Raw genomic sequence first — 22,060 nt, 5'->3', positions numbered from 1 at the left:
GTAGCTAGATTAGGACTAGAGTAAAATCAGCACTGAAAAGCAAAGGTAAGGCGTACGGGTTTGGGAACAAAGGTGAAGGTGAACCTAGGTGAGAAAGGCAGATATAGTACAAATCTGCTTCTCAGCTATGATTAGAACAGGTGCCGAGCGGAAAAGTAATAGGATATGAGATAAAACACACTTAACGTAAAAAGCCCCCAGAATAAGTCCTGGGGGGCTTTTTACGTCTTGAGCAGGATTTAGAAACCGCCTTGCCCAGTTATATTCAAGTTCTCACCCGTCTCAACGCCTAGGAAAGGATAACGGTAATCAACGGGCGTTACGAAGGTTTCCTTGATGGCGCGCGGCGATACCCAGCGCAGCAGGTTCAGCATAGAGCCGGCCTTATCGTTGGTGCCGCTAGCGCGAGCGCCGCCGAAGGGCTGCTGACCAACTACCGCGCCGGTTGGCTTATCGTTGATGTAAAAATTGCCGGCAGCGTTTACTAAGCGCTTCGATGCCAGATCGATAGCGTAACGGTCTTGACCGAAGATAGCGCCAGTTAGCGCGTAGGGCGAAGTGCTGTCTACTAAGTCAAGGGTTTCTTCGAACTGGTCCGCGTCGTAGACGTGCATAGTTAGTACGGGGCCGAACAGCTCCTCGCACATAGTCACGTACTTAGGGTCTTTGGCTACCAGCACTGTCGGCTCCACGAAGTAGCCTTTCGATTTGTCATAATTGCCCCCTGCGATGATTTCTACCGCTGAGTCTTCCTTGGCGCCGTCGATGTACTTGGCCAGCTTATCGAAGGAAGCTTCGCTGATAACAGCATTGATGAAGTTGCCGAAATCTTCTACGTCGCCCATTTTCATCGACTTCAAATCCTCCTGCAAATAGGCTTTCACCTCCGGATAAAGATTGGAAGGAATGTACACGCGACTTGCGGCTGAGCACTTTTGGCCCTGATACTCAAACGCTCCCCGCGAAATGGCCGTAGCTACCTGACGTGGGTGGGCCGAGTGGTGCGCCAGAATAAAGTCCTTGCCGCCCGTTTCGCCCACAATGCGCGGATACGACTTGTACTTGTGAATGTTCTGGCCAATGGTCTTCCAGATGTTCTGGAAAACGCCCGTGGAGCCCGTGAAATGAATGCCCGCAAACTCTGGGTGATTGAAAATGACATCACCTGCCGTGGGGCCATCCACATACACGAGGTTGATAACGCCAGCCGGCACGCCTGCTTCCTGGAATAGCTCCATCAGCACGTGAGCCGAATAAATCTGAGTATTTGCGGGCTTCCACACTACCACGTTGCCCATCAGCGCAGCCGAAGTAGGCAGGTTGCCGGCAATGGAAGTGAAGTTGAAGGGTGTAAGCGCAAACACAAAGCCTTCAAGCGGGCGGTGCTCCAGACGGTTCCACATGCCGGGCGCTGACTCCGGCTGCTGCTTATAAATTTCCTGTAGGAAATACACGTTGAACCGGAAAAAGTCGATCAGCTCACAAGCCGCGTCGATTTCGGCCTGGAAAGCATTCTTGCTCTGGCCCAGCATGGTAGCCGCATTCAGGCGAGCCCGGTAAGGGCCAGCTAGCAACTCAGCGGCTTTCAGGAAAATAGCGGCGCGGTGCTCCCAGGGCAATTCGGCCCAGTCGCGGCGGGCGGCCAAAGCGGCTTCAATGGCTTGGGTTACGTGTGTGCCGTCGCCCTCGTGAAACTGGCCCAGCACGTGCTTATGATCGTGGGGGGGCGAAATGGTTTTGGTCTTGCCCGAGCGCACTTCCTGCCCACCGATGTACATCGGGATATCTACCTGCTGCTGCTTGAGGTCCTTCAGCGCCTGCTGCAACTCGGCGCGCTCCTTGGAGCCTGGCGCGTAGCCTTTAACGGGTTCGTTAATCGGGGTGGGAACGTTGAAAAAGCCGTTGGCCATAGAGTTAGTTTTTGGATGTAGGTTTATTGATGGGGGACAAAGCAAAGGTAACAGGGAGTTGAACAACCATCGGTAGCCAGAATTGCATGCGCATGCCAACACCCGATTCGCCATTGACCTCCTAAAAAAGCTATATAACTACATCTACAAACTTTTCAGGAGCTTTAACACCTGCTCCTTCAGCTCTTCCTGCGAGCCATTATTATGGATAACAGTGGCAAAATGCTGATAGGTATCCATCACCGTTTCGCTGGGATGATTATCGTCGCGGGTGCCGTCGCCGCGCTGCTGGAGTGGGTCGCCTTCCACGCGTAGCATCAGGCCGCCGCGCTCCCGAATGGGGTCGGCTTCGTTGGGAAAACGCACATCGGGCACAATCACAAACTGATCTTCAGGCAAGCGAGCGAAGAAGGCTTTAACCCAGATTTCCGGCTCCCAGGCCCGCAGCGCGTGACCAACTTGCTGAAGCATTTCGCCGCGGGTGCGCCCAAAGATGGGCAGCAACTGGGCTTTGCCGTCCTGGTAATAGTAGGGGGCAATTGCCTCGCCGGCTAAGGTGGCGCACACGGCCTTGATGGCGTCGCCGAAGGAAAGAATCTGCCAGTTGCGCTCGGGCTGTAGCTGCTGAATCAGGCGAGCCACCGTATCCTTGCCGCTGCCTCTCTTACCCGAAATTCCCAGTATGTGTATCATAGTGGCGCAAAGGTAGAGGGCAGCGGGGGGCTTTTTTTCTTATAAAATCTCCTTTAGCTCGCTCAGGCAGCTAATCTCGTAGGTCACCTCGTTGAAGTGCCGCCGCTTATCCGGGTTGAAATACACCTGATCGATGCCCGCATTATAAGCACCCAGCACATCGCATTCGAGGTTGTCGCCAATCATAAGGCTTTCCGCGGCGCTGGCGCCAGTGCGCTTTAGCGCGTGCTCAAACATGCGGCGGTCGGGCTTGAGGCAACCGCTGCACTCGGAGGTAATTACTTCCTGAAAAAATGGCGTCAGCTGCGACGAATCGAGCTTGATGTACTGAATTTCCTTGAAGCCGTTCGTGATCAGATGCAGGGTGTATTTGGTTTGCAAATACTCCAGCATATCATGCGTAAACGGAAACACCGCCGACTTAGTAGGCAGCAACTCCGTGAAGTGCTGCGAAATGCCCTCGGGTACGTCAGCCTCATCTACGCCCAGCCGCACCAGCGTGCGCGTAAAGCGGGTGCTGCGCAACTGCTGCTGCGTGATTTTGCCCCCTGATACAAGCGCCACAGCGCATGGTTGATGTCGCGGTAGCGGTCGATAAATTCTTCTACCGTGAACGTACCGAAGCGCCCTAAATCGTAGTGAGTAAAAAGGGTGCGCAGGGTTTCGTCGGCGTTTTTCTCAAAGTCCCAGAGCGTATGATCCAGGTCGAAGAAAAGGTGACGGTAAGCTTTGGCGGGGCGAAATGACTGACTGGGGGGCATTCTTAATCAAGTAGGAGTTTGGATACAACGCGCCCGTGCAGCAGATGTTCACGCACGATTGCCGGCGCGTCGTCGGGCTGCACGTCGCCGTAAATGGCGCCTTCGGGATATACGATGAGGGCCGCACCGCACCCTTTTTTGCAATGCTTACACTCATCAAGGCAACCGGTGGGAAGGGCGCGGTTGAGTTTTTTGCTGAGGCCCTGCTTTTTAATTTCCTTTTTCAGAGCCTTCACCACGTCGCGGCCCACCTCGCTTTTTTGGTTGGTGCAAACGAAAAGGTGATGTTCGTATTTCATAAACTAAACTAGATGAGCTCAACCGCCGCGCAGGCCAACACCACTATACTTGTTGGTAGCCTGTCCAGCGGCGATTCTGAAGCTTGTACGCGGCCAGCTCCCTATTCGACCAGAGGGTTTGGTAAATCTGCTGGTCGCGCATCAGTTGAGGGTCTTTTTCCATGTAACCCAAAAACTGGTGAACCAGGTCCGCCATTTCATCCTTTATAAAGTAGAAGGCCCAGTTGTCGAGCCGACGGAAGCTGACCAAGCCCGCATTCTTTAGATACAATAATTGGCGGGAGGTTTTGGTTTGGGTGAAGTCCAAGACCTGTTCCAGATCGGAGATGCACATTTCCTGATTGCGCCACAGCAAATGCAGCATCCGCACCCGCGACTCGTCGCCGAGGGCCTTAAATAGTTGCTGACCAAATGCAACGCTGAAGTGTTTAAGACGCATCCTTTACCGAACAAAGCAGGGAAAAAGCCCCCGCATAAAACGAAACAAATTTACGGCCCCTCCGGCTTCGACCTCTCAAAGAGCCGTATTATTGCAGTATAGCACATTCAAGTATGTCTGATAAGAGTCGAATGTATGTCGTTGTTGCCACGCTGGGGCTGTTGCTGGTGCTTTTTGTGCTGGCACCTACCGCAGGCCACGCCCAAGGACAACGGCGCGTAGTACAGTTCTCGGGTATTGTGGCTACCGGCGACAGCCTGTTGGGTGTGCCGGGCGCTACCGTGTTTGTTCCGTCGGCGGGCCGGGGTACGGCTACTAATCTCTACGGTTACTTCTCGCTGCCCGTCCTCACCGGCGACAGCATCGTGATTCGCTCCCTGGGCTACCGCAACCAGTACGTGATTATTCCCCCCGATTATCCACGGCAGAGCTATTCCGTTATCGTCTCGCTCCAGGAAGACGTGACGGTGCTGCCCGAAGTGCGGGTATTTCCCTACGCCACCGAAAAGGAATTTAAAGAGGCTTTTCTAGCCCTGAAGCTGCCCAAGGAGCGCGGCAGCAGTGCCGCCAGAAACCTGAGCCCCGACGTGCTTCGCCAGATTTTTAACAATGCGCCCGTCACCAGCGCCGGTAACTATCGGCAGACGCTTCAACAGCAGCAGCAGGGCTACGACCGCCGCATGGGTGTGGCCCCCAATCCTCAATCCAACAATCCTTTACTGAATCCTTTCAGCTGGCTGAAACTGATCCAGCAAGTGAAAGACGGCGAGTTTAAGAAAAAGGAAGGCGTAGATTATTAAGTAGTTAACTCTCTAGAGCAATAAAAGCCCCCACCCGTCATGCAGAGCGGCAGCGAAGCATGACGGAGTGGATTAATAGATTAAGCTTTAGGTGAGTTCTTAAGCTCAACCGTCTGAAAAACAGGACAACCAGTAAGCGGCTTTTACGGTAAAGCGTTGTGTGTCGGCTCCATGTGGGAGTTGGTCAGTGAGTGCTCAGTGCAGCACCTTATACCTTGTTTTTCAGTCTTATGGATACGAACCTCCCGGTTTCCGCCCATCCGCGCGTCGTTATTATCGGCTGCGGGTTTGCGGGTTTGCGGCTGGCGAAAGAATTGCGCCACGCGCCCGTGCAAGTGGTCGTCATCGACCGCAATAATTACCACAATTTTCAGCCGCTCCTTTACCAGGTGGCCACCGGCGCCCTCGAGGCGGACAGCATTGCGTACCCCATTCGCAAGATTTTCGCTGGTCAGAAAAACTTTTTCTACCGCATGGCCGACGTGCAGCGCGTAGCGCCCGAGCGCAACGTGGTGCATACCAGCGTAGGCGATATTCGCTACGATTACCTGGTAATAGCTACGGGCTCACTTACCAATTTCTTCGGCATTGAGAGTATCGAGAAGAATGCCATGCAAATCAAGAGCATTCCGAATGCCCTGAACTTGCGCAGCTTTATTTTCCAGAACTTCGAGAAAGCCCTGCTCACCGAAAACCCCGAGGAAAAGCAGGCTCTGCTGAATATCGTGGTGGTGGGCGGCGGACCTACGGGCGTCGAAATCAGCGGCTCCCTGGCCGAGATGCGCCGCCATGTGCTGCCCAAAGATTATCCGGAGTTGGATCTGAAGCAGATGCAGGTTATTCTGGTAGAAGCCGGCCCGGCCGTACTCGGGCCCATGTCGGCGAAGTCGCAGCAGGAGTCGAAGCGTTATCTGGAAGAGCTGGGCGTAATTGTGCGCCTGAACACATCCATCAAACGGTTTGAAAACTGCCGGGCCTACTATTCCGATACGGAGTATATCCCCACCGAAAACCTGATTTGGGCCGCCGGCGTGAACGGCGCCGAAGTACCTGGTTTGCCACCCGAAGTGGTAGCCCGCAACAAGCGCATCAGCGTGAACCGCTGGAACCAAGTCGAAGGCTTCCAGAACGTCTTTGCCATCGGCGACGTGGCCAATATGGTGACGGAGGAAATGCCCCGCGGTATGCCCATGCTGGCGCCCGTAGCCCAGCAACAGGCCGAATTATTGGCCGACAACCTGCAGCGTATTATGCGCAACGAGGCTCCCAAGAATTTCGAGTACGTCAACAAAGGCGTGATGGCCATTGTGAGCCGCAACAAGGCCGTGGTCGACTTGCCCAAAGACGTGCATTTCAGCGGTATTCTGGGCTGGTTTACGTGGCTGTTTGTGCACTTGATGACGTTGGTAGGATTCCGCAATAAAGTGGTTGCCTTCGTCGACTGGGCCTTCAGCTACTTTAGCTCCGACCAAGCCTTGCGCCTTATTATCCGTCCTTTCAGCCGCCGCGATGTAAAGGACGACCAAGGCAAGAAAAAAGCTGAGCATCAGAACTCTACGCCGGAATACAATCCTGCGCCGCCTGCTATTCAAACGCCGGTAGCGAGGTAGCCGAAAGGCAGCGTAACCCAATAAAAAAAGCCCCCCAGCAGTCTGCTGGGGGGCTTTTTGGTTCAGCATATTTCTCTAATTAAAGAGCGTAATCGGCTAGGGCTTTACTTACATCATAGATGTTGCGGTCGTTGCGGAAGGTTTTGCTGATAGCATCCGTCTGGCCGCGCACCCAGATTTTCAGCTCCGCATCGAGGTCAAAATGCCCGGTAGTTTCCATGGAGAAGCGCTCAATGCTGCGGTACGGCACGCTCAAAAACTCCTTTTTCTTGCCCGTTATGCCCTGTTTATCCACCAGAATCAGGCGCTTATTCGTAAAAATAAGCTGGTCGCGGATAATGACGAAGGCCTTTTCCACCCGCTCGTCGGTAGCCAGCAGGCGGCTGAGTTCCTGTTGTAATTCCTGGGCGTCGCTTTCTGAAGCGTTGCCAATTAACCCATCGAGAAGTCCCATAGTCGGTGTAGAGTTGGTGGAAGACGAAGCTACAACGAAAATCAGTTGACTAGGGCAGTTTTATTGACAGTACAAAAGGAGTCGATAACCATAACCTGCGGGGCGCTATACATAACCTTGTTTGCCGTACAGAATCGCTCAACCTGCTCATCAGAAGTTGCGGGTCTAAGGCGGATAAATAACTGTTCACCCCGCCGCAAAGCAGGTAAGTTTTGAAAGGTCTGGACGACATTGGCGTAGGTGGCAGGCACCGCGGCTGGTCCCGGAATAACCGTTCCCATGTCGCCACTGAAATAAAGACTGGAACCGATAGGTAAAGCCGTATCAATCTGCAACAGAGAAGCGCCTTCGCAGGTCGTTCCCAACATCGTGCTGCTGACGCACTCCTGACTAGGGTTATCCTCTTTTTCGCAGCCTGTGATGGCGGCTATAACACTGGCATACAACAGAATAATATACGGTTTTCTCATCGGGCTGGGGGGCAAATTTGCTTGTGTGCAGATAAGAGTTCGATCCTGCCGCTTGAGGTTGCAACCACATTCAAACCTGATAAGAAATTGTATTCAACTCGTATTCTTTCAAACAGAAACAGCCACCCAGTTATGGGTGGCTGTTTCTGTTTGAAATCTAAAATGACTGCTAATTAGTGCCGCCGCCCGTAGCGCCGCTGCTGGCCGGAACTGGCTGCGTAGCGCTGGGCTGCTGCTGCATGGGGTTTGGCTGCGTGCGCTGCTGCTGCTCAAACAACTCGAAGCGGCTGGGGGCCAATTTGCGCGGATACGCATTGTTGCTCAGGTCCGTGTCGGCGGTTTGCAGGAACGGGTCCAGCGTGAAAGCCACCACGGGCTTATCGGTAACGAATACTTTCGTCACCTGCTCGTTATTGCGACGCCAGATTTCGGCTGGAATGTTCACTACTTCCTGCTTGCCGTCCTCGTAGGTCATTTGCACAACTACTGGCATTACCAAACCGCCAATGTTGCGCAGGCCTACTTCATAGAAGTGCAGACCTTCGTTCAGACGCTTTTGCTGCTCCGGCTTCAGCTTCTTCACGTACTCCTGGTAGCGCTGCTTGTCGGCCTCCGTCGTGGCAATGGGATCGTACGTGTTGTAGAAGTCCTTTAGGCCGGGCTTCTCGTCGTCAACGAGCGTGCGCTTAATGTCTTGCAGGTTGCGCTGCTGCGACAAAGTCTTGGGCTCCGCGTTCAGCTCCTGCCGCTTGCGGGCATTCTCAATTTCGGGGTTTTTGGAATCAACGGTGTACCACTTCACGCCTTCAATGGCGAGGTCGGTGCGGTCGTTGGTGTAGAACCAGCCGCGCCAGAACCAGTCGAGGTCAACGCCGGAGGCATCTTCCATAGTGCGGAAGAAGTCGGCAGGCGTGGGGTGCTTGTAGGCCCAACGGCGAGCGTACTCCTTGAAAGCGTAATCGAATAGCTCGCGGCCCATGATGGTTTCGCGCAGAATATTCAGGCCGGTGGCGGGCTTGCCGTAGGCGTTGTTGCCGAGCTGCAATACCGATTCTGAGTTAGTCATAATCGGGGTTTGCAGGCTCTTATCCATGCGCATGTAATCCACGATTTTGGCTGGCTCGCCGCGGCGCGAAGGATAGTTGCGCTCCCATTCCTGCTCCGAGAGGTACTGCATAAACGTGTTCAGACCCTCGTCCATCCACGTCCACTGCCGCTCATCGGAGTTCACAATCATGGGGAAGAAGTTGTGTCCTACTTCGTGGATAATCACTGAAATCAGGCCGTATTTGGTGTTGGCCGAGTAGGTGCCGTCTTTCTCGGGCCGGTAGCCATTAAATGAAAGCATCGGGTACTCCATGCCGCCAATGGGGCCGTGCACCGAAATAGCCACCGGATACTGGTAAGGAATAGTGCGCTTGGAGTAGGTTTTGAGTGTATGCGCCACAGCCTCCGTCGAGTATTGGCCCCACAGCGGGTTGCCCTCTTTCGGGTAGTACGACATGGCCACAATCGGCTTGCCTTCAATCTTCAGGCCCATCGCATCCCAGATAAACTTGCGGGAACTGGCAAAAGCGAAGTCACGAACGTTTTTAGCAACGAAATTCCAGGTTTTGGTGCCTTTGGCTCGGCCCTTCTCAGCTTGCTCAGCCTCGGCCTGGGTTACAATCACAACGGGCTTTTTGGCATCCGTTGCCTGAGCCAGACGCTTGCGCTGGGTAGCGGACAGCACCTGATCGGGGTTTTGGAGCGTGCCGGTAGCACCAACCACGTGGTCGGAAGGGGCGGTGATGCTCACTTTGTAGTTGCCGAAAGGAAGCGCAAACTCGCCGCTGCCCAGGAACTGCTTGTGCTGCCAGCCGTTCACGTCGTCGTACACAGCCATGCGGGGGTAAAACTGCGCTATTTCGTAGAGGTAGTTTTTGTCCTCGGGGAAATACTCGTAGCCCGAGCGCCCACCGAGCTTAAGTACGTCGTTGATGTTGTAGCGATACGCAATGCTGAACGTGAACGACTGCTTGGGCTGCAAAGGCTGGGGCAGATCCACACGCATCATGGTATGGTTTACCACGTGCGCCAGCGCCTTGCCACCTTTCTGCTTCACCGACTCAATCTTGAACCCACCGTCGAAATCGGCGCGGGCCAGGTAGTCCATGGCCCCGAACGACATGCGCGGCTGTAGCTCCGCCGTCTGCGTGGAGGTAGTCATGGAGTTCTCGGCGTAGATATTCTGGTCGAGCTGCACCCAGAGGTAAGTCAGCACGTCGGGCGAGAGGTTAGTGTAGGTAATGTCCTCGGTGCCCGAAATGGCCTGCTTCTCGTCGTCGAGCCGCACGTTGATATCGTAGTCGGCACGCTGCTGCCAGTACTGGGAGCCGGGCGCACCGGAGGCCGTCCGGAAGGTGTTGGGAGTAGGCAGCTCGGTGCCGAGCTGGGCAAATTTGTCGGTGCCGGAATTGGTGTTCTGGATAGAAGGCGTTTGCGCTATCAGCGGCGCGACGCTCAGTCCAATGCCACCGACGAGCAAGAGAAGATTTCTCAACATAAAAACAAGCAGAAAATCAGGAAGGAGGAAAGCAAATTTACAGAAATCCTCTTAATGAATCCGTTAATAATACTTACTGAGGAGTACCGTTGCCCGAGCCCATTTTTGCCCCCAGCATGCACCCTTAGTCAGCGAAGTTTCCCAGCAGCAGAATAAGGGCAATGCCGGCTGCGGCTCCACTTACTACCAGCACCCAGTCGCGGCGGGCCGCCCGAAACACACGCAGCACGATGAAGCCCAGCACCAGAATAAGAGCCACAATGAGTAACTGGCCAAGTTCGACGCCAATGTTGAAGGCCAGCAGCTCCAGCACCGGGCGCGTATTCTGCCCCAGCAGCTCGCGCAGATAGCTGGAAAAACCGAGTCCGTGTATCAGCCCGAAAATGGCGGCTAGGGCATTAGGCAACGTGAGAACGATGGGCTGATTGCGCTTGAAATCGCGGCTGGCCCGGCTCATATTTACCACGCAGGTCAGCAGGATGGTAACCGGAATCAGGACCTCAATCAGCGTGGTGCTGTACTGCACGAAGCCCAGCGTAGCCAGCGCCAACGTAATGCTGTGGCCCACTGTGAAGCTGGTAACAAGGGCCACCACCCGGCGCCAGTCGCTGAGCACGTACGGCGCACACAGGGCCAGCAGAAACACCAGATGGTCGTAGGCCTGCAGGTTGAAGATGTGAAAAAAGCCGAGCTGCAGGTAAGTCGAGAAAACGGACATGCGGCAAAGCTAATATTTATTCTAAAGTTAGGTTTATGTAGATGGCTGATCAGGCGTAATAGCCTTTAGATCCAAAATGAAGCTGTTATTCCTTATCTGAATCTGACCATATACATTGCCGCATCGAGCCATATTTCAATTATTCTTTTTACATGTCTTTAACACGATTATTCTATATCGGTGCTTTGGTGAGCGTGGTCTATGCAAGTAGCTTACAAACAAGCTTAGCACAGCCAGCCTTGCCCGGTTCGGGTGCTGGCATTCAAGTAGAAAAGCCCCCCACTGTTGATAGCGCAGCTTTCATCGCTGCCGAGGATACCTTACAGGCTATCCAAAATCTCTTTCAAACCCGAAGAAGGGGCGGACGGCTTTTTGCAATTCAGGGTGGAGCAGGCTTGCTGGGGGCAGTGGGCTACTTAGCCATGCCTGTCAGTGATTCTTCGCCTAGCGTTTTTTCATATACTGCAAACGATAAAATTCAGATAGTCAGTATTTTAGCCGCTGCGGGGCTCCCTCTGCTGGGTGTTGGAATCAGTAAGATTAGTCGGTTTAGCAAAGAGAAGGAGAGAGCCTTGATTCAGCAATACCGAGCAGGCCAGCCGCTACCCGCACATATCAGTCAACGATTAAAGCCAAAGTATTTTCGGGCTTGGCCCAAGATGTAGCAGCAGTATCAGAGAAAAAAGCCCCCAGAATAGTTCTGGGAGGCTTTTTTGTTGCACTTCCAATTTCAGGTTAGAGCGGACGCCTACATGAATTTAACCTTCACAATCTCAAAAAACGGTGACGTGGCTGTGTACGGATACAGCACGTAGGCATCGGTGAGGCTGCGGCGGGTGATGGTAGTAGGGCCGACGGCACCCGTAGCAAAGCTGCCCGTGGCGCGGGCCGTGGTCCAAGAGTCGGTGCTGTTCACCCGGAATACAGTTTGCTGGCCACCCGACACGACCAGGAGGGTTTCGGGCGTGAGTATCAATAACCCGTCAGCACCGACCAGGCTCTGGCTAACAGTCACGCGCGTAAATGCTTCAGGGTTATCTACCGGGACTTTAAACAACGCGCCGTCGTTGGACTTGGCTACCAGCAAAAAGCCCCCGGATGGAACACGATGCCGTTTAGCCCGAAGCCAGTGCCGCCGCTTAGCTGTGCGTTTTCCAGAAACACCGACGCATTGCCTTGCAGGTCAACTTTGTAAATAACAGGGGCGAAGCTGTCGGTCACGTACGCATTGCCCTGTAAGTCAATGGCAATATCATTGGCAAAATGCTGCTGGCCGGGGCGCAGCGCCCCCAGATTCACGTAGCTCTGGAGGCTGCCGTTGTTGGCGTTGAAAATGGCCAGTCCGGCCACTTGCCGTAGCGTGGCCGGCGTTGAGCGGCTGGTGTTTCCGCCACCATCTGATACGGCCGCGAGCAGGCGCTGCCGGCCGGCGTCGAGGTTCAAACCAATGGTCGAAATCAGGCGTGGGTCATCGGCAAAGGTTCGGTAGCTGCCGTCGTCCTTCACCGCGCCAATGCGGCCCTGGGTGCGGGAGCTAACCAAATAGCGCTGATTAAGCTCGTCGTACCGTATCCCTTCCGGATGCACACGCGGCTCAGCAACAGTGATTTTGGCTGGCGTAAATGGATTGGGAATAGTGCCGTCTTCCTGTACGCAACCTGGGAGCAAGCTGGTCAGGCCAACGGCTAAAGCAGCCACACGAATAAAGCGAGGCAGAGCAGTTGTTCCTGCCTGCCTGAAAGAGAAAGAGTGAAGCATAGAAATGAATGGTTAAAGGCCAATAAATCAATTAAATGACTATACGATCTCCAACGCACAACAGACTGCCTAGAGCAAGATTATATACACCACTTGGACAGGCGCTACTAGAGCTGCCTATGATACGCCTCAGACTGGTTAGCACTTTCGAAACCGAACATTAGTAGCTCGCTTGTGCTTTATAGAATGCAGCTATGATGGTTGACAGTGGTGATCTAGTTAATGATTAGATCATGTGCTATCTAAATAAAATTGGGTGCAGCCCAAAACGTACTTAACCTAAAGATGAGCACAATAGTCATAGTGGCCCAGATTATCGTTGCCCTTTCGATAATCGTTGTGTGGGTATTTCGCTTCGATAATATCGTAAAGGAATTCAAGCAATACGGACTGCCGGATTTGGTTCGCACAATCGTCGGCGCTACCAAAATAGCCTTAGCCACCTTGCTGATTGCGGGTATTTGGTGTCCGTCCTTGGTGGTCATTCCTGCCCTGCTGATGGCTTTTTTGATGCTCTGCGCGCAGGTTGCCCATATCAAAGTGAGAAACCCGTGGCATAAGTATCTGCCGTCGTTATTTCTGCTGTTTCTGTCGCTCTTTATTGCGGCTGCTTACACGGGCGTAATTACCGTTTAGCCAGATGGAAATCATTGCTATTTGGCTGTCGAGTATCTCCTTCTTCTTTTTTGGAATCACCTATTTCACCTCCCATTACCTCAAGGACGAATTCAAACGTTACGGTCTGGCAAAGTTTGGCCCGCTAACAGCAACACTCCAAATACTCGGCGCACTGGGTTTATTGGTAGGTCTGAAAGTGCCGTTAATCCTGTCGGTGGCATCTGGTGGACTAGCACTCCTGATGCTTTTAGGATTTGGAGTCAGAATGAAGATTAGAGACGGCTTTTGGCTGTCGTTGCCATCGTTTCTATTTGCGTTATTGAATGGGTTTATCCTGTATAACTCCCTCCAGACTAGTTAGCAATCAGTTTTTTACAAGCTGCTTGGTAATTATCCCTACGCTGGTATAAAGCAGCACCGTGTACATTCCTTGCGCTAAGGCACTCACATCGAGTTGATGCTTGATAGAACTCTGTCGGACGGGTAGATATAGAAGTTGCACCCGTTGCCCCAAGCTGTTCATTACTTCGGTTTTGATGGATAGCTGTTCACCTAGATTTTTTGCTTCTATAGTAACGATGCCATGATTAACCGGATTAGGAAAGAGGCTGATTGAAGCGCCTAAGTCCGTGCTCTCCTTAGTACCTAGTACAGTGCTACCCAACTTTACGACCCAAATGTCATGACCACCGCGGCTATTGGCTGTCTTGTGGCGGCTGATATCTGAGTTGGATCCGCCGACGAGCCACATGGCGCCTCCACTGCCTGGAATGATGTTATTTATACCGTCGTTCTTATCGCCTCCAAACGTTTGCTCCCCGCGCACTTTGCCATCTGCATCGATATCAACAAACCAGAAGTCATAAGGAAAATCGGGGGCTATACTTTGACTTAGGCCTCCACCTAATAAGTAACCTCCGCGCGGATTATTTATCATCGTATAGATATACTCGGCTGTTAGTGGTAGTACTGAGCCATATACTTGCTCCCACTGCTTATTGCCTTGCGCATCGAGCTTTAAAAGCCAGCAACCTTTACCCTCTGTGTGGGTGCCCTTATTTCCGCTCACCGGCGACTGAGATCCGCCAACTGCTAGAACGCCACCATCTGGCGTAGCTAAGAGTGCTCGTACAATGTCTTGGCCAGAGCCGCCATAAGTTTCATCCCAGATCTTGTTGCCTTGTGCATCAATTCGCACTATCCAGTAGTCATACGTACTGAAGCCAGTACCCGTCACGTCACCTCCATGTATGAGATTTCCGCCATTCTCGGATGGTAAGCAAGCCAGTATAAAATCACCATTCGGTGCATTTACTACATCATAAACTTCTTCAGCTCCAAACCCACCCAAGCGTTTGTCCCATTGCTTATTGCCTTGGGCATCGATCTTTACTAGCCATACATCACTACCTCCCAGGATAGGTTGAGTCCGGTCTTCGTTAGGGGACGTTTGGTCTGGTGCTACTAAGGGAGTGTTGGTGTAACCAACTAATAAATATCCGCCATCGGGAGACGCTACTGCCGATTTTAGTACGTCTAAATCTCTGGATCCAAACCGTTTATCCCACTGCTTATTTCCTTGGGCGTCTATCTTTACCACCCAATAATCATAGTTGCCGCGTATAGGCTCCGTCCTGTCCAAGCCAGCATCTGACTTGGTCCAGCCACAGAGTAAGAATCCTCCATCGGGGCTACAACAATCTTAACAAGCCGGTCATCAGCCGTGCCGCCATAGCGCTTGTCCCAGAGCTTGTTGCCTTGGGCATCAAGCCTAACTATCCAAAAATCAAAGTTTGCGCCTGTAGCAGGGCCTCGTGGAGGCTGGGTTATATCCCCGCCAACGTCGGCTAATGTGGTAGCCCCCGCTACAATTCCACCATCGGCGGTTGCCACCGCGCTAATAAATATTTCCTCGGTAGCGCCCCCATATGTGTAGTCAGCGACTTGGGATTGGGCAAGCAGTGGCTGATGAATATTTGAGCCAAATAATGCGGTAATAAGGAGAAGTAGGAGTAGGTTTCTTTTCATAAAAATACTGGCTAACTAAATAAGGGAAGGCTGTTTGGTTGCACTGGGAAAGACTCAGGTTAACAAACGCAACCCTGATATTTATGGTATTATTAATCAGTATATTATTATAAAATAATACTAAATTATCTGCACCTAAAGAAGCTTCCACAATGCGGTAGAGGCTCCTAACTGCTGCGATAATCCATACATATGAGAACGCGGGCTGCATTCCCTGTATTACGATTGATAGGTGCTTGTCTTATAGCCTCCCTACAGGTTCTTGCTATCCTTCTGTTGCTCACTATAACCGCATCTGCCCAAACTACGACAGTGGTTGCCGAGCCAATTGCCGATTTGAACCACAATCAGTTAACAGCAGATGATACTGTTCGGGCTATTCACAACTTGTTTAAGTCGCGCCGTTCAGGTGGAATTATATTGACTGGCAGTGCTATCGCAGGCAATTTGCTCGCGGCTTATGCAGCGACAGAGTCGCAGGATGAGAATTCGTTCTTAGCGTTCAGCTTCGGAAATCATGCACTTATGTTCGGTACTATTGCCGCCCCGCTGGCCGCAGTCGGGATTCGTAAGATTATCTCTTACAGAGGTGGGCGTGAAAGAAGGGTCATCCACGACTTCAGAACGACGCGTAAACTGCCTTATAAAATCCAGCGAAGACTGACGCCAGCGTTTTTTGCGCAACCAGCTGGTAAAGCAAAGTCAGGTTGAGATTTGCGTTTTTAAATTCATAAAAAAGCCCCCAACATATTGCTGGGGGCTTTTTTTGTAAGCATTATCGGTGCTTATACGCCCGGAATTTCCACGTTCACATTATTGAAGCGGATGTGCCCGTCTTCCAGCACGGCTTCCACCACCGCGTCCTTGCTCACGCGGCCCGAAAGGATATCTTTCGACAGCTCATTCAGCACCAGGCGCTGCAATACCCGCTTCAAGGGGCGAGCACCAAACTGCGGATCGAAGCCCTGCTCGCCGAGGAAATCGAGCACCTCGTCGGTGGCTTCCAAGCGAATGCCGGCTTCTTCCAGACGGTGCTGAATCTGCTTAAATTGGATGTCCACGATACGCCGGATTTCCTTGCGCTTCAGTGGCTGGAACATCACGATTTCGTCGATGCGGTTCAAGAACTCGGGGCGCATGTGCTGGCGCAGGCGCTCGATTACTTCCTCGCGGGTGCGGTCCACCACTTCGTCGTGGTTGTACTCGTTCAGCTCTTTAAAATTCCGCTGAATGATGTCGGCACCCGTGTTGGAGGTCATGATGATGATGGTGTTCTTGAAGTTTGCCACCCGGCCTTTGTTGTCGGTGAGGCGACCATCATCCAGCACTTGCAGCAGGATGTTGAACACATCGGCGTGCGCCTTCTCAATCTCATCGAGCAAAATCACGGAGTACGGCTTGCGCCGCACGGCTTCCGTTAGCTGACCACCTTCGTCGTAGCCCACGTAGCCGGGAGGCGCTCCAATGAGGCGTGACACGGCATGACGCTCTTGGTACTCACTCATATCGATGCGCACCATAGAGTTCTCATCGTTGAACAAGTACTCCGCCAGGGCCTTCGCCAGCTCGGTTTTACCTACACCAGTTGTACCCAGGAAGATAAACGAACCAATAGGACGCTTAGGATCCTGCAAGCCAGCGCGCGAACGGCGCACGGCATCGGAAATAGCCGCAATGGCTTCCGATTGGCCAGCTACGCGCTTGCCTAGCTCTTGCTCCAGGTTCAGCAGCTTTTCGCGGTCCGATTGCAGCATCTTGCTCACCGGAATACCGGTCCACTTGGCTACTACTTCGGCAATATCCTCTTGGGTCACCACTTCCTGTAGCATCGAGCCGCCATCTTTATTGGCGTTGGCATCGTCCTGCAAGGTTTTCAGCTTGGCTTCGGCCTCCTGGATCTTGCCGTAGCGCAGCTCCGCTACCCGGCCGTAGTCGCCTTGGCGCTCGGCTTGCTCAGCTTCCACCTTGAAGCGCTCAATGGCTTCCTTCTGTTCCTGAATGTTGGTGAGTACCGATTTCTCGTTTTCCCACTGTGCTTTGAGGGAGTCACGCTTGGCGGTTAGCTCGCTCAGCTCCTTGTTGAGCACATTCTCCCGGTCAACGTTTTCTTCCCGACGGATGGCTTCGCGCTCAATTTCCAGCTGCATGATGCGGCGCTGCACTTCATCCAGCTCCACGGGCATGGAGTTCAACTCGATGCGCAGCTTAGCTGCCGCTTCGTCCATCAGGTCGATGGCTTTGTCGGGTAGGAAACGGTCGGTGATGTAGCGGCTGCTCAGCTCCACGGCGGCAATGACGGCATCGTCGGTGATGCGGACGCCGTGGTGCAGCTCGTACTTCTCCTTAATACCGCGCATGATGCTGATGGCGTCCTCAATGCTGGGCTCATCCACCATCACTGCCTGGAAACGACGCTCCAAGGCCTTGTCTTTCTCGATGTATTTCTGATACTCCTTGAGCGTGGTAGCGCCAATCGAGTGCAACTCACCCCGCGCCAAAGCAGGCTTAAGCAGGTTGGCCGCGTCCATGGCGCCCTCACCGCCCGCGCCGGCCCCAATCAGCGTGTGCATCTCGTCGATGAACAGGATGATCTGGCCGTCGGAGTCGGTTACTTCTTTGATGACGGACTTGAGGCGCTCCTCAAACTCGCCTTTGTACTTGGCCCCCGCAATGAGCAAGCCCATGTCTAAGGACATGATGATTTTGTCCTTGAGGTTTTCGGGCACGTCGCCGGCCACGATGCGCTGGGCTAGGCCCTCCACAATGGCGGTTTTACCCACGCCGGGCTCACCGAGCAACACCGGGTTGTTCTTGGTGCGGCGCGACAGAATCTGGAGTACCCGACGAATTTCCTCGTCGCGGCCAATCACCGGGTCCATCTTGCCTAAGCGCACCTGCTCGTTTAGGTTGCGGGAGTAGCGATTGAGGCTCTGGTACTGATCCTCGGCGGTCTGGCTGGTGACTTTGCGGCCGCCGCGCAGCTCCTTGATGGCAGCTTTCAGGTCTTTTTCATTGAAGCCTGCATCCTTCATCAGGGTAGCTACGGCATCTTTGCCCCCCAGCAGTCCCAGCAGCAAGTGTTCCACCGACACATACTCATCCTCAAACTCCTTGAGGAAGCCGGTAGCCCGCTGCAAGGCCGCGTTGGCATCATTCGATAAATAAGGCGAACCGCCGCTTACTTTCGGATAAGCAGCTACAATAGCGTCGAGGCGAGGCGTGAGGATATTCAGGTTCACACCCAGCTTTTTGGCCAGAAACGACAGTACGTTCTCGTCGCTCTGGAAGAGGCCCTTCAGCAGGTGGCCCGTCTCGATGGCTTGCTGCTGATTGCCCCCGGCAATTTCAGTGGCCTTCTGCACGGCCTCCTGTGCCTTGATCGTATAATTATTGAAGTTCATAGCTGCTAGGTCTTTAGGTAGGCTTCGGGTTAAGAAGTTCTACGAGTGGCTTAGCAAACGGGGTGCAGAAGAGCTTTTGCTGACTTTTTGGCTGAATTTATAGTAGTTGTTCAAGATATATATGTAACAATGTCATTACATGATATAGCAAGAGAGTTTGTTACAGTATTTAATAAGTACATGATGTTTTCACAATGCTGTTATAGTATCAACTTCTATTACTCCCACATATCTAAGCTTAAGTTTAATTGTTTCATTTTCGGTTTTTATAGAATAAGAATTTATTTTATTTTGAAAACTATATGTAGCATAGGAAGAAATGGTATCATGAAAAATAATATGTACTGGAATTATAAATATTTCGTTCAATCCACAGTTCCAACAATGAATTCCTTTATTGATTTTTCGATTTAACTTTATCGTTTTTGTATTTTCTTTAAAAGTGCTTACAATGTGTCCATACGTGCTTGGTCTAATTAGTAAATGCCATTCAAAGGTGGAAAATGCTATTCCAATTCCTGCCTTGTTTAATGAAGCTACTAAATCAGTTGTATCTATATGACAGGTTGGATAAAACTCCATTTGAAATAATCCATCTTGGCCTTGTCCTCGCCTCAACACTATTAGGCCATCTCCATCGAAATTAGAACGTGGTTGTATTGCACATTTGTTGTTATTAGAACAGGAAGTTGCAATTAACATAATAACTAAAAATATATAGAGTCGACAAGTCATATAAAAATGATAAGCTTTTTAAATTAGTGCCCAACTAACGCGAGCTTGTAGCTCGTGACTAGTCTTGAAGCGGAGGTTGCACCTCCACTGGTGCGCAGCTACAAGCTACATAAGAACAAGCCCGGCTGCAAGCGGCGCTAACGGCAGGAGGCGCAGCCTCCCGACAAAGACTGTCACGAGTTACGCTACGCTAAACTCGCGCCAGCAGAACCATTTATCTTCGAGCACCTTTAGCCGCAGGTGTAGCGGGTGCTGGGGGCTTTTTAGCTCGCAGTGAACTCCAAACTGGCTCGAACTGGCAGCTCGTGAATAGCCATATAGTCGGAATCTTACGCAATCCGAATTTGCTGCACTACGGGTTGTAGCGTGTCGTTGAGGGCGTTTGAGAAATGAGGGCAGAGAGCCTGGAACATCTGTTGAGCCTGTTAGTTGCTGCGTTTCCTGGAGGCTATTGTAGCGGGCGACACGGGGACGGGAAGGCTGCTTTGTCATCAGAGGCCCAAGGATATTTTCCGAACTACTGATGCTAGGCTGAAGCGCTGGCTCCGGTTACGCAGCGCTCGAACCGGCACTTGGCAACGCCCTTTATCGAACAAGCCCCACTGAACGAGTTCCGATATTTAACGGAACTTGTTCAGTGGGGCTTGAGGCAACCGGCTAGCGGTTGGTCGGCCAAAGTGGATTTAGATGGCGGCTCTTACAGCCGGACGCCTTGTGCCTCCAATTGTTTTTCTGACGCGGCTTGATTGGCCGCGAATTCGGCGTGCTGCTCGGCCGTACGCGTGGTGCCCAGGCTAGCTAAATGCTGCTGCACTTCGGCAGCTGGCAAATCGGTGCAGTATAGCGGCGAGCCCGGCTGCTGCCGCCACGACTCGTGCAGGCTGCCGCCGTCTACGGCGTCGAAACCCAATTCATCGACTAAGGCCATTGCTTTTTGCTTGGCGGCCGTATCGTCGCCGGCTACCGCTAGCGCGATGCGGCCGGGCGTGCCAGCAGGCTGACCATTGTTTTCGAGGTTTGCGGCGAAGATGTTGTTGAATACCTTCAGCACCGGGCGGACCAGGTGCTGCTGCACCCATTCGCTCTCGGTCAGGTCGCCGCTCTCCAACTCCGGAATTTGGCCGTCGCGCAGCAAGGGTAGTAATTGCTGGTGTCAATGACTGGCACGCTGGCGGGCACGCCCTCGAACAGGTCCTTGGGTAGGTCGGGGATTTTTTTCAGCGGGATAGTTACCACAATGATTTCGCCGTGGCGAGCGGCTTCCTGAGCCGTGACGGGGATAGCACCAGTTTTTTTAGCTAAATCCGTCAGCGTTTCAGGGCCGCGGGAGTTGGCTATGTATACCGAGTGGCCGAGGCTGGTGAGTCGCACGGCCAGGGCGCTGCCGATGTGGCCGGCCCCAATGATTCCAATGTTCATAAGCAAGTAAGATAAGCGAGAGGTCTGGAAGCCGCTTTTTTGCAAAGAGCTCCGTTCGTGCTAAGACCACCTGCCCGTTAGGATTGTTTTGCTTGTGAACCTTATCTGAGCAGGTAACGACTCATAAGTCTACCTCGCGGGGCTGGTCTCTGCGGTCGTCATAGAGACGACGGACTATTTCACCGCCGCTTTCCTCTGCTTCCCACGAGCCAAATACCTCGTGGAGCAGGCGGCTTTGCTGCTCCGGCGAAAGCTCAACCTTCGTACTACTAATCCGAACACTTTCAACCGAAGATGTGGCGGGCGCTGGGGGCTTTTTTATCTTGAAATGAACATGTAAACCCTACCAGAGCGAGCTTGTAGCTCGTGACCAGCTATAGAGCGGAGGTTGTACCTCCACCGGGTAGGTTAACCTATAGCTTCCTTTTTCTTGCTGAATACCTTCTTACCCAGATGCACTATTTTCTCAACCACAAAACCAATCATTAACCCGCCAATAGCACAGGACAGCGCTTTGGCAAGCCAGGCCACAATCGGAATATGAGCTAACGCCTCTTCCAGATCGTGCAGTAAATGAGCGGTAAACGGAATGCCGTGGGCGATGATTTCGGCCCCGACCCAAAGCATGGCTGCCGTACCCACATAACTTAAGATACTTAGGAAGTGCGGCATGAATTTCACGATACCGCGCCCGAATTTTTGAGTAGCAGGGTGGTATTTATCCTGGGCCAGGTGTACCCCCATATCGTCGGCTTTCACGATTAAGCCCACAAAGCCATATACCGCTATGGTAATAAAAACGGCTACGGCGGCCATTACGGCAATCTGGTTTATGACCGGCTGGTCGGTTACCTGGCTATAGGCAATGGCCATGATTTCGGCCGACAGGATAATATCGGTGCGCACGGCCCCGGCTACTCGTTGCTTTTCCAACTCTTCCGGCGTAATCACTTCTACTTGTTCGCTCTCAACATCCACGTCGTGGCTCTTGCTAAACATGGAGTGCACCTTTTCATACCCCTCGAAGCACAAATAAGCCCCCCCAGCATCAGAATGGGTGTAATGGCCCAAGGAGCGAAATACCCCAGTAGTAAGGCCGCCGGACTCAGAATCAATAATTTATTGATCAGTGACTTTTTCGCTATTTGGAAGATAATGGAAAGCTCACGGGATGGGTCGAGGCCCACGACATACTTGGGCGTAACCGCCGTATCGTCGATGACGATGCCTGAAACTTTGCCGGTGGTTTTGGCTACCTGGGCAGGCACGTCATCTAAACTAGCCGCGCTCACCTTTACCAAAGCGGAAATATCATCCAGTAGCGCAAAAAAACCTGAAGCCATATTCTATGTGTTTGTTACTTAATTCTCGTTTTTAGATGGTTATGCGTTTTTGCGCTGCC

24 protein-coding genes and 1 pseudogene are annotated in these 22,060 nt (G+C 52.6%); 6 read left to right on the top strand and 19 right to left on the bottom strand.

Annotated features, from left to right (window positions below; genetic code table 11):
* Nucleotides 1–239 precede the first annotated feature (239 nt).
* The 6 genes from pruA to H9L05_RS03915 all read right to left on the bottom strand — a co-directional run bounded on the left by pruA (nucleotide 240) and on the right by H9L05_RS03915 (nucleotide 4,102).
* Nucleotides 240–1,910: an L-glutamate gamma-semialdehyde dehydrogenase gene (gene pruA / locus H9L05_RS03935; RefSeq protein WP_187733112.1), complete on the bottom strand. Its 1,671-nt coding sequence runs from the start codon at nucleotides 1,908–1,910 to the stop codon at nucleotides 240–242.
* A gap of 144 nt (nucleotides 1,911–2,054) precedes the next feature.
* A complete protein-coding gene (locus H9L05_RS03930; protein WP_187733111.1) occupies nucleotides 2,055–2,603 on the bottom strand; it encodes a nucleoside/nucleotide kinase family protein in 549 nt (182 codons plus the stop codon).
* Nucleotides 2,604–2,642: 39 nt separating this feature from the next.
* Nucleotides 2,643–3,167: an HAD-IA family hydrolase gene (locus H9L05_RS03925; RefSeq protein WP_223284719.1), complete on the bottom strand. Its 525-nt coding sequence runs from the start codon at nucleotides 3,165–3,167 to the stop codon at nucleotides 2,643–2,645.
* A complete protein-coding gene (locus H9L05_RS23090; RefSeq protein ID WP_223284718.1) occupies nucleotides 3,083–3,364 on the bottom strand; it encodes a YjjG family noncanonical pyrimidine nucleotidase in 282 nt (93 codons plus the stop codon). Before H9L05_RS23090 ends, H9L05_RS03925 begins: the two co-directional genes overlap by 85 nt.
* Nucleotides 3,365–3,366: 2 nt before the next feature.
* Nucleotides 3,367–3,663 (bottom strand): (2Fe-2S) ferredoxin domain-containing protein, encoded by a 297-nt coding sequence (locus H9L05_RS03920; RefSeq protein WP_187733110.1) that lies wholly within the window; start codon nucleotides 3,661–3,663, stop codon nucleotides 3,367–3,369.
* A 43-nt stretch (nucleotides 3,664–3,706) separates the two neighbouring features.
* Nucleotides 3,707–4,102 carry an ArsR/SmtB family transcription factor gene (locus tag H9L05_RS03915; RefSeq protein WP_187733109.1) on the bottom strand — a complete coding sequence of 132 codons (396 nt, stop codon included), beginning with the start codon at nucleotides 4,100–4,102 and terminating at the stop codon, nucleotides 3,707–3,709.
* 113 nt (nucleotides 4,103–4,215) lie between these two features.
* Between H9L05_RS03915 and H9L05_RS03910 the strand changes: the two genes are divergently transcribed.
* Nucleotides 4,216–4,902, top strand: coding sequence for a carboxypeptidase-like regulatory domain-containing protein (locus H9L05_RS03910; RefSeq protein ID WP_187733108.1), 687 nt, complete (start codon nucleotides 4,216–4,218; stop codon nucleotides 4,900–4,902).
* A gap of 230 nt (nucleotides 4,903–5,132) precedes the next feature.
* Nucleotides 5,133–6,512, top strand: coding sequence for an NAD(P)/FAD-dependent oxidoreductase (locus H9L05_RS03905; protein ID WP_187733107.1), 1,380 nt, complete (start codon nucleotides 5,133–5,135; stop codon nucleotides 6,510–6,512).
* A 79-nt stretch (nucleotides 6,513–6,591) separates the two neighbouring features.
* On the opposite strand, the gene H9L05_RS03900 is transcribed toward H9L05_RS03905, so the two are convergent.
* The 4 genes from H9L05_RS03900 to H9L05_RS03885 form a co-directional block, all read right to left on the bottom strand.
* Complete coding sequence (locus tag H9L05_RS03900) at nucleotides 6,592–6,966, bottom strand: PH domain-containing protein (RefSeq protein ID WP_166074214.1); 375 nt, start codon at nucleotides 6,964–6,966, stop codon at nucleotides 6,592–6,594.
* 41 nt (nucleotides 6,967–7,007) lie between these two features.
* On the bottom strand, nucleotides 7,008–7,436 hold the full coding sequence (locus tag H9L05_RS03895) for a hypothetical protein (RefSeq protein ID WP_187733106.1): 429 nt from the start codon (nucleotides 7,434–7,436) through the stop codon (nucleotides 7,008–7,010).
* 169 nt (nucleotides 7,437–7,605) lie between these two features.
* Nucleotides 7,606–9,981: a M1 family metallopeptidase gene (locus H9L05_RS03890; RefSeq protein ID WP_187733105.1), complete on the bottom strand. Its 2,376-nt coding sequence runs from the start codon at nucleotides 9,979–9,981 to the stop codon at nucleotides 7,606–7,608.
* 124 nt (nucleotides 9,982–10,105) lie between these two features.
* On the bottom strand, nucleotides 10,106–10,699 hold the full coding sequence (locus H9L05_RS03885) for a HupE/UreJ family protein (protein WP_187733104.1): 594 nt from the start codon (nucleotides 10,697–10,699) through the stop codon (nucleotides 10,106–10,108).
* Between the two features lie 152 nt (nucleotides 10,700–10,851).
* Here H9L05_RS03885 and H9L05_RS03880 point away from each other — a divergent pair, with 152 nt between their 5' ends.
* Nucleotides 10,852–11,364 carry a hypothetical protein gene (locus H9L05_RS03880; protein ID WP_187733103.1) on the top strand — a complete coding sequence of 171 codons (513 nt, stop codon included), beginning with the start codon at nucleotides 10,852–10,854 and terminating at the stop codon, nucleotides 11,362–11,364.
* Nucleotides 11,365–11,447: 83 nt separating this feature from the next.
* On the opposite strand, the gene H9L05_RS03875 is transcribed toward H9L05_RS03880, so the two are convergent.
* On the bottom strand, nucleotides 11,448–11,786 hold the full coding sequence (locus tag H9L05_RS03875; protein WP_187733102.1) for a hypothetical protein: 339 nt from the start codon (nucleotides 11,784–11,786) through the stop codon (nucleotides 11,448–11,450).
* Complete coding sequence (locus H9L05_RS03870; protein WP_187733101.1) at nucleotides 11,777–12,457, bottom strand: hypothetical protein; 681 nt, start codon at nucleotides 12,455–12,457, stop codon at nucleotides 11,777–11,779. Before H9L05_RS03870 ends, H9L05_RS03875 begins: the two co-directional genes overlap by 10 nt.
* Nucleotides 12,458–12,742: 285 nt before the next feature.
* Here H9L05_RS03870 and H9L05_RS03865 point away from each other — a divergent pair, with 285 nt between their 5' ends.
* On the top strand, nucleotides 12,743–13,093 hold the full coding sequence (locus H9L05_RS03865; RefSeq protein WP_187733100.1) for a DoxX family protein: 351 nt from the start codon (nucleotides 12,743–12,745) through the stop codon (nucleotides 13,091–13,093).
* Nucleotides 13,094–13,097: 4 nt separating this feature from the next.
* Nucleotides 13,098–13,436 (top strand): DoxX family protein, encoded by a 339-nt coding sequence (locus H9L05_RS03860; RefSeq protein WP_187733099.1) that lies wholly within the window; start codon nucleotides 13,098–13,100, stop codon nucleotides 13,434–13,436.
* A 3-nt stretch (nucleotides 13,437–13,439) separates the two neighbouring features.
* Here H9L05_RS03860 and H9L05_RS03855 read toward each other — a convergent pair whose 3' ends face one another.
* Together H9L05_RS03855 and H9L05_RS03850 are read right to left on the bottom strand one after the other, a co-directional pair.
* On the bottom strand, nucleotides 13,440–14,675 hold the full coding sequence (locus tag H9L05_RS03855) for a T9SS type A sorting domain-containing protein (protein WP_187733098.1): 1,236 nt from the start codon (nucleotides 14,673–14,675) through the stop codon (nucleotides 13,440–13,442).
* The gene (locus tag H9L05_RS03850) at nucleotides 14,669–15,103 is read right to left on the bottom strand and encodes a hypothetical protein (RefSeq protein WP_187733097.1); all 435 of its coding nucleotides are present in this window, start codon (nucleotides 15,101–15,103) and stop codon (nucleotides 14,669–14,671) included. The genes H9L05_RS03855 and H9L05_RS03850 overlap by 7 nt, the downstream gene beginning before the upstream one ends.
* 312 nt (nucleotides 15,104–15,415) lie before the next feature.
* Here H9L05_RS03850 and H9L05_RS03845 point away from each other — a divergent pair, with 312 nt between their 5' ends.
* Nucleotides 15,416–15,814 (top strand): hypothetical protein, encoded by a 399-nt coding sequence (locus H9L05_RS03845; RefSeq protein ID WP_187733096.1) that lies wholly within the window; start codon nucleotides 15,416–15,418, stop codon nucleotides 15,812–15,814.
* A 74-nt stretch (nucleotides 15,815–15,888) separates the two neighbouring features.
* Here H9L05_RS03845 and clpB read toward each other — a convergent pair whose 3' ends face one another.
* The 5 genes and pseudogenes from clpB to H9L05_RS03825 all read right to left on the bottom strand — a co-directional run bounded on the left by clpB (nucleotide 15,889) and on the right by H9L05_RS03825 (nucleotide 22,001).
* Nucleotides 15,889–18,504, bottom strand: coding sequence for an ATP-dependent chaperone ClpB (clpB, locus tag H9L05_RS03840; protein ID WP_187733095.1), 2,616 nt, complete (start codon nucleotides 18,502–18,504; stop codon nucleotides 15,889–15,891).
* Nucleotides 18,505–18,693: 189 nt separating this feature from the next.
* Nucleotides 18,694–19,206 (bottom strand): hypothetical protein, encoded by a 513-nt coding sequence (locus tag H9L05_RS03835; protein ID WP_187733094.1) that lies wholly within the window; start codon nucleotides 19,204–19,206, stop codon nucleotides 18,694–18,696.
* Between the two features lie 730 nt (nucleotides 19,207–19,936).
* Nucleotides 19,937–20,374 carry an NADPH-dependent F420 reductase gene (locus H9L05_RS23085; protein WP_223284717.1) on the bottom strand — a complete coding sequence of 146 codons (438 nt, stop codon included), beginning with the start codon at nucleotides 20,372–20,374 and terminating at the stop codon, nucleotides 19,937–19,939.
* Nucleotides 20,329–20,658, bottom strand: a complete 330-nt coding sequence (locus tag H9L05_RS23080; protein ID WP_223284716.1) for an NAD(P)-binding domain-containing protein — start codon at nucleotides 20,656–20,658, stop codon at nucleotides 20,329–20,331. The genes H9L05_RS23085 and H9L05_RS23080 overlap by 46 nt, the downstream gene beginning before the upstream one ends.
* Before the next feature lie 408 nt (nucleotides 20,659–21,066).
* A pseudogene (locus H9L05_RS03825) lies at nucleotides 21,067–22,001 on the bottom strand (DUF808 domain-containing protein).
* Nucleotides 22,002–22,060 lie beyond the last annotated feature (59 nt).

Source organism: Hymenobacter qilianensis, from assembly GCF_014489555.1.
Classification (GTDB): Bacteria; Bacteroidota; Bacteroidia; order Cytophagales; family Hymenobacteraceae; genus Hymenobacter; species Hymenobacter qilianensis.
Note: the sequence above shows the minus strand (reverse complement) of the source record. Positions and strands in the feature narration are given on the sequence as shown.

Coding starts and splice junctions, on each gene's coding strand:
- pruA (WP_187733112.1), bottom strand. CDS start 1,910: ATGGCCAACGGCTTTTTCAACGTTCCCACCCCGATTAACGAACCCGTT.
- H9L05_RS03930 (WP_187733111.1), bottom strand. CDS start 2,603: ATGATACACATACTGGGAATTTCGGGTAAGAGAGGCAGCGGCAAGGAT.
- H9L05_RS23090 (WP_223284718.1), bottom strand. CDS start 3,364: ATGCCCCCCAGTCAGTCATTTCGCCCCGCCAAAGCTTACCGTCACCTT.
- H9L05_RS03920 (WP_187733110.1), bottom strand. CDS start 3,663: ATGAAATACGAACATCACCTTTTCGTTTGCACCAACCAAAAAAGCGAG.
- H9L05_RS03915 (WP_187733109.1), bottom strand. CDS start 4,102: ATGCGTCTTAAACACTTCAGCGTTGCATTTGGTCAGCAACTATTTAAG.
- H9L05_RS03910 (WP_187733108.1), top strand. CDS start 4,216: ATGTCTGATAAGAGTCGAATGTATGTCGTTGTTGCCACGCTGGGGCTG.
- H9L05_RS03905 (WP_187733107.1), top strand. CDS start 5,133: ATGGATACGAACCTCCCGGTTTCCGCCCATCCGCGCGTCGTTATTATC.
- H9L05_RS03900 (WP_166074214.1), bottom strand. CDS start 6,966: ATGGGACTTCTCGATGGGTTAATTGGCAACGCTTCAGAAAGCGACGCC.
- H9L05_RS03895 (WP_187733106.1), bottom strand. CDS start 7,436: ATGAGAAAACCGTATATTATTCTGTTGTATGCCAGTGTTATAGCCGCC.
- H9L05_RS03890 (WP_187733105.1), bottom strand. CDS start 9,981: ATGTTGAGAAATCTTCTCTTGCTCGTCGGTGGCATTGGACTGAGCGTC.
- H9L05_RS03885 (WP_187733104.1), bottom strand. CDS start 10,699: ATGTCCGTTTTCTCGACTTACCTGCAGCTCGGCTTTTTTCACATCTTC.
- H9L05_RS03880 (WP_187733103.1), top strand. CDS start 10,852: ATGTCTTTAACACGATTATTCTATATCGGTGCTTTGGTGAGCGTGGTC.
- H9L05_RS03870 (WP_187733101.1), bottom strand. CDS start 12,457: ATGCTTCACTCTTTCTCTTTCAGGCAGGCAGGAACAACTGCTCTGCCT.
- H9L05_RS03865 (WP_187733100.1), top strand. CDS start 12,743: ATGAGCACAATAGTCATAGTGGCCCAGATTATCGTTGCCCTTTCGATA.
- H9L05_RS03860 (WP_187733099.1), top strand. CDS start 13,098: ATGGAAATCATTGCTATTTGGCTGTCGAGTATCTCCTTCTTCTTTTTT.
- H9L05_RS03850 (WP_187733097.1), bottom strand. CDS start 15,103: ATGAAAAGAAACCTACTCCTACTTCTCCTTATTACCGCATTATTTGGC.
- clpB (WP_187733095.1), bottom strand. CDS start 18,504: ATGAACTTCAATAATTATACGATCAAGGCACAGGAGGCCGTGCAGAAG.
- H9L05_RS03835 (WP_187733094.1), bottom strand. CDS start 19,206: ATGTTAATTGCAACTTCCTGTTCTAATAACAACAAATGTGCAATACAA.
- H9L05_RS23080 (WP_223284716.1), bottom strand. CDS start 20,658: ATGAACATTGGAATCATTGGGGCCGGCCACATCGGCAGCGCCCTGGCC.